General features: G+C 43.7%; 5 protein-coding genes. 2 read left to right on the top strand and 3 right to left on the bottom strand.

What is annotated here, in order from left to right; translation table 11 throughout:
- Positions 1–58: 58 nt before the first annotated feature.
- On the bottom strand, positions 59–736 hold the full coding sequence (locus ACFE90_RS24070; protein WP_375504990.1) for an SMI1/KNR4 family protein: 678 nt from the start codon (positions 734–736) through the stop codon (positions 59–61).
- Between the two features lie 122 nt (positions 737–858).
- Between ACFE90_RS24070 and ACFE90_RS24075 the strand changes: the two genes are divergently transcribed.
- Positions 859–2,316 (top strand): YdiU family protein, encoded by a 1,458-nt coding sequence (locus ACFE90_RS24075; protein ID WP_375504991.1) that lies wholly within the window; start codon positions 859–861, stop codon positions 2,314–2,316.
- Between the two features lie 213 nt (positions 2,317–2,529).
- On the top strand, positions 2,530–2,658 hold the full coding sequence (locus tag ACFE90_RS24080) for a hypothetical protein (RefSeq protein ID WP_375504992.1): 129 nt from the start codon (positions 2,530–2,532) through the stop codon (positions 2,656–2,658).
- 111 nt (positions 2,659–2,769) lie between these two features.
- Here the strand turns inward: ACFE90_RS24080 and ACFE90_RS24085 are convergent, their stop codons facing one another.
- Positions 2,770–4,134, bottom strand: a complete 1,365-nt coding sequence (locus tag ACFE90_RS24085) for an efflux RND transporter periplasmic adaptor subunit (protein ID WP_375504993.1) — start codon at positions 4,132–4,134, stop codon at positions 2,770–2,772.
- Between the two features lie 275 nt (positions 4,135–4,409).
- Positions 4,410–6,220 (bottom strand): efflux RND transporter permease subunit (locus tag ACFE90_RS24090; protein WP_375504994.1); only part of this gene is annotated, 1,811 nt, incomplete at its 5' end.

Below are 6,220 nucleotides of genomic sequence, written 5' to 3' on the forward strand. Positions count from 1 at the left end.
CTGGTTTACAGACTGTTGCTACTGTACTTCATAAACCTGCAATCTGCTGTAATTAAGGTTAACTTTCAGAAGACTGGCGGATTTGATCCAAGCTTCGGTTGAGCCAGTCTTCATACCAATCATAAAAACTTAAAGGCTGCTCCTCATTGCTATTTGGATGAGAATCATCAGGGTTGATGTCATGGAAAGCACGACAAAAACTCAAAGAAGCAGGATATATTCCATTATCATTAGTACGGTCATCTATCCAGATTTTTCCTGACTGCTCCCCAGTAACGACTAACATCGCATAAATTCCACAACCATAATTTGTAATGGTAAGAGTACCCTGGATAAATTTATCGTCGAAGTAATTATCATTTTTGCTAAGACAATCTGTATTATTCTTGACAAGTAAATCCAATTCATTCCATGCTTTTGTGAAAGGAAATGGTTTAGAGAGAATTTCGTAGTTCTCAGGGTATAGTTTTTCTGAGGTGACATCTTCAGATTCAATTCCCGATAGTCCAGATAAGCCGTATCCTGGCCCTGCACCACCATTACCAATTTCTAAGAGAAAGTTTCGATATTCACTTGGTAGCGTAATATTATATCTAGATTCAAACACTTGAATATTTTTGTCACTCAAGCAAGGTTTAAATTTATATTGGTGTAATTCTGAGCCAAAAACCTCAAATGTAGCGTCTAAAATAGCTAATTGAGTTAAATTTTTCTTTAATTGCAAAACTTTATTCATTATGCGCTCTAGATTTTGATGGGGGCGCTGCCATATTTTAGATATGGGTCGCTTTTTGCGTTTATGCTGATGCCAAAGCCAGAGGTAGTATTAAGGGAAGAATGAATTAAGCTTTGCTCGAAATGACTCTGGCTGAAACTCCAAACTACAAAAATTCTAGCAATCCTTTTCTCTCCCTCAACTACGAAAGCGCCTTGGAATCTCTAGGCGACGACTACTACGACGAGGTTGCAGCAGAGGAATTTCCTCAACATCTCCTGCGTTGGCGTAACGATGCACTACTACCCCGCTTGGGTCTAGACCCACAATTAGTCAAAGACGAAGATTTTATCACAGCTTTTGGCAAATTTCAGGGGCGTAAACCCTTGTTGGCACTACGTTACCACGGCTATCAATTTGGTGAATATAACAGACAGTTAGGTGATGGTAGAGGCTTCCTCTATGGGCAAGTACGCGCCACTGATGGCGAATTGTACGATTTTGGCACGAAAGGCTCTGGGAGAACGCCTTACTCCCGTGGTGGCGATGGTATGCTGACGCTCAAAGGTGGGGTGCGGGAAGTTCTGGCTGCGGAAGCACTACATCAGTTGGGTGTACGTACCTCGCGCTGTCTGAGCATGATTGAAACAGGTTTACCCCTCTGGCGGGGCGATGAACCTTCGCCTACCCGCTCATGTGTGATGATTAGAATGAGCAGTTCTCATATTCGGTTTGGCACTTTTGAGCGATTGCATTTTTTCCAGCGTCCAGATTTAACTAAGAAGTTATTAGACCACGTAATTGAGCAGTATTATCGACACTTAAGTGCTGAACAAAATAAATATGCCTTGTTTTACGCCGAATTAGTGAAACGAGTTGCAGAACTAGTAGCGCAGTGGATGGCGGCTGGCTTTTGTCATGCAGTTCTAAATACTGACAATATGTCGATTACGGGAGAGAGTTTTGACTATGGCCCTTACGCGTTTATCCCAACTTATAACCCATCCTTTATAGCTGCATATTTTGACTATTATGGACGCTACTGTTACGGTAATCAACCAAGTATTTGTCAGTTAAATTTACAAATGCTCCAGGAACCTTTAAAGGCGATTATCGATAAAGAGGAAATGGAAGCTGGATTAGCAATGTTTGATGAATATTATCAAGCTGAATACAGTTCTTTGATGTTGAAAAAGTTAGGTTTTGAGGATTTGCCACATCCAGAAGCAGGAGAACTCCTGAATCTAACGGTTGAATTTTTGAAAGATAGCCAAGTTGGTTATCACCAGTTTTTTTATGAGATGGCTCAGACTTTTTCATCAAAATGGCGAGATGATCCAGGTTTTGTGCTAAATAATTCAGATATTGTGCCAGTACCGGGTGCGTCAAGAGTTTTTGATGATTGGTGCATACTGTATCATAAAATTTTGAATGATTTGGAGAGCGATTGCATTGATGTAATTGCCCAAACTCTAGCTGTTAATAATCCGAAAACGGCATTATTAAGACCTCTGATTGAATCTATTTGGGAACCAATTGCTCAGGAAGATAATTGGCAACCTTTTTATGACTTAATTAAGGCAATTCAGTCTAGGAGATAGTTAACATTGATGCTTTCCAACTTAGCCCACTAGCTGGTAACGCCAGTCAGCAGACAGGACACGCTATAGTCAATGCCCTAACGCAACTTTGGCAATCCCAGCAGAAAATTACCCAACCTGCGATCGCTAGAATTGCCGAGATATCCCAAGCCTGGGTGAGCCGATTTACCCAGCGCTGGGGGGGCTGGCAACAATGCGAAGCAGGAAGATGTTGTGTTTATCAAGCGCGATTTAAACGGTGAAAAGTCAGGCAGACTGGTTTGGGATACTCATGGCCAAGACAATCGTTATACGGAGTATCCCAAAAACAGCGATCGCTCAAAACCAGACCTAAATATTTAGCCACAAATCAGCGTTTTGACTTATAACACATAATTTTATGTTTGTCAATCTATATAAGTGAACCGACGCTCTAGCTTGTTCTACCTAGTAAATTGACAACATTCATTGAGTCTACTTTGTTTGTGCAACTGGCTGCACGCGCAAACCCTCTGTCTCATCAACCGTAGGAGTGGCAATCAGCGATTCATTTCCTGTCAGACCTGATGTAATTTCTATTTCAGTACCATAATCTCGCCCAACGGCAACTTTTTGATAATGCACTGTTTGATCTTTGGTTACAGTTGCTACCTGCGTACCTCCGGCGTTAACGACTAAGACACTATCTGGCACAACAAAAGGAGGATTGGTGCGGTTAATGGCAAATCTGACATTGGCATACATCCCAGGTCGCAGTGTCGCGTCCGAATTCTGCACTTCTAATTGTGTTAGTAAAGTGCGAGTAGTTGGATCTATGGCATTGCTAGTACGCACTACTTTACCCGTAAACACTCGTTGGGGTAACTCTCTGACTGTAATTTGTGCTGTTTGTCCAGTTTGAAGTGACTGTGATAAACTCTGTGGAACACTCACATTTACCTTTAGATTGTCATAAGCAGCAATAGTATAAAGGCTGCTATTGCTAGTGTTAGTGTTGCTGGTACTAGTGTTACTACTAGTATTGCTGTTGCCACTACCTGCTGAAATTAAAACACCTGTATTTACGTTACGTGCGGTAATCACTCCTGAGAAAGGAGCAGTGACTTTCTTGTAAGACTGCAATACGGTATTACGCTGGAAGTTTGCTTGACTTGCGTAAGCGTTAGCTTGTGCTGCTTTGACGTTAGCAGAGTCAGAATTGACAGTATTTTTTGCTGCCTCAACGTTGGCAAGATTAGCTTGATATGTAGCATATCTTGTATCTGCATCTTGTTGAGGCACTGCACCTTGCTTGACAAGAACACTCCAGCGCTGCCAACTCTGACGTGCGATCAATAGATTAGCCTGGGCTTGCTTCAAATCAGAAACGCCTTTAGCTAAACTAGCACGACTTTGAAGCACGTTAGCTTGTGCTTGTGCTAACTCTGCCTTGGCTTGCAAAACTTGCTGATCTATGTCTGGTGAATCAATCTCTGCTAATAACTGACCAGCCTGGACGCGATCGCCAATATCTGCGTACCACCGCCGTAAATACCCAGTACTGCGAGCGTAGATGGTCGTTTGATTCAGGGCTACAACACTGCCAGGTAGTTCCAATTTGGTAGCACCAGTAGCACGACGGGGAGTGATTACGTTGACAGAGGGTAGGGTGCTTGCTTCCTTGACTGCTGCTTGTAATTCTGACTTTTGGCTTAATCGGGGTAGAATGCCTATGGCCAGTAAGCTACCAAAAAAAACAGCACCAATTACAGCCCAACCAATTGCACCAATGCCGCGCCTGTGTTTTTTATAAGTCGTTTGTTGTTCAGAATCAGGAGATGGACGATGCTGAGAATCCATAGGTAAACTGTCCTGTATTATCTAAGAAAGCAAAAATTTAGCGGCTAGAGTCATTACCATCATTGGTTTTTACAAGAAAGCAGGGGGAGCAGAGGGGCAGAGGACAAAAAGTTCTGTTCGGTACAAGCCTCGTATATTGTGGGCGACATCTTCCTTTGAAGTAGAGGAGGTTCAAGCCCTGCCCCTTGTGGGCGCTACAACTTTTCTCCTCTGCTCCCCATCCCCTTCACCCCTCTGCCTTTGTGTAACCTGCCCGAGTGGCAGAGTTTGAATTGCTATGACTTGCCTTGAGATGATGACAACGAATATGCTGTCTGTGGATCTGAGAAATTTAAATCGTCATCATCCTGATCAATAGGACGAGGTTGTTTACGCCGTAACATGCTGTAAACAACAGGTACAAAGATCAGAGTAGCAATTGTTGCAGCTGACAAGCCGCCAATTACAGCACGACCCAAGGGTGCATTCTGCTCACCACCTTCACCAAGACCGAGAGACATTGGCACCATACCGATGAGCATGGCTAAGGCAGTCATTAATACAGGACGCAGCCGCGTATGACCCGCCGCTTGGGCAGCTTTATAGGCATTTTGCCCTTCTAGACGCTGGTCATTAGCAAAAGTGATCATTAAAATACTGTTTGATGTCGCTACACCGATACTCATAATTGCACCCATTAACGAAGGAACGCTGAAAGTGGTGCGGGTGACAAACAGCATCCAGACAATACCAGCTAAAGCACTTGGCAGTGCCATCATAATAATCAGGGGATCGAGCCAAGATTGGAAGTTCACCACCATTAAGCAGTAAACCAGTACAATTGCAAACACAAGTCCTAAACCAAGTCCCAGAAAGGAAGAGTTCATCGTTTGCACTTGCCCTCGGACATTAATCTGACTTCCCTTAGGCAATTTTTTCTGATAATCAGCGATAATTCGATTTACATCGCTGGCAACTCCCCCAAGGTCACGGCCAGAGGAGTTAGCGTAAATATCGAAAACTGGCTGAATGTTGTAGTGATTCACAACTTGCATCACTGTGTCGCGTTTGACACTAGCCAAATTACCCAAAAGTTGAGGTGCAGTTTGACCGTTGCCAACTGGCGTATTTTTTAGGCTGTCAATAGAGTCAATTTTGTACTGGGGAACTTGTACAGCAAGGGTGTAACTCACGCCTTTTTTGGGATCGAGCCATTGGTTGATTGCAGCTTGACCGCTTGAACTTAAGGAAGTGAGGACGCTATTGGCAACATCACGCTGGGTCATACCCAGTTGTTGAGCCTCGGTGCGATCTACATCAAGACGTAATTTGGGAGCATCGACAACTTGGTGAAGATGTACATCTACAGCCCCAGGAATGCGCGTCATCCGGGCGGCGATTTGTTGGGCAATTTCAAAGTTGCCCTTTGAGTTTTTCAGAGGGCCAGATATTTGCACGTCAACAGCAGCAGGCAAACCGAAATTGAGAATTTGAGTCACAATATCAGCCGGCTGAAAAAAGAAGGTGTAGTTGGGAAATGTCGCTTTCAATTTCTGGCGGAGTTCCTTGATGTAAGAAAAAGTTGCACCAGATTCTTTTAGGGACACAAGAATATCAGCATCAGCCTGTCCAATTGTGGCACCGTTGTAGCCATAAGTAAGGTTAATGCCACTGGTGGGTAAGCCGATGTTATCCAAAATCAGAGAGAGATTCTCTTTCGGTACAGTCTGGCGGATAACGCCTTCAACTTGGCTGACAATTCTTTCTGTCTCTTCCAAACGAGTACCTGGTAAGGCTCGAACATGCAGGCTAAACTGACCACCATCGACTTCAGGGAAAAAGTCTTGACCGACGAACGGCAACAAAACTCCTGCACTGACGATAAAAGCACCAAATAACACAAAGACTATGCGGCGGTGATTTAATGCTGAGGTCAGGACATTGTAATACCAACTGCGAAGCTTCTCAAATTGTCGGTTAAACTTTTCGTGTAGCCGCCATATCCAATCTTTCTTCACAGGTTTGGCAGTTGTCGTTGTTGCTTCTGACTTTTGGTGGTGGTTGTCGTGACCATTATTGTTTTGGACTGGCGAATCAGTATGGTGGT

The sequence above is a fragment of the uncultured Nostoc sp. genome (assembly GCF_964245445.1).
Taxonomy (GTDB): Bacteria; Cyanobacteriota; Cyanobacteriia; order Cyanobacteriales; family Nostocaceae; genus Nostoc.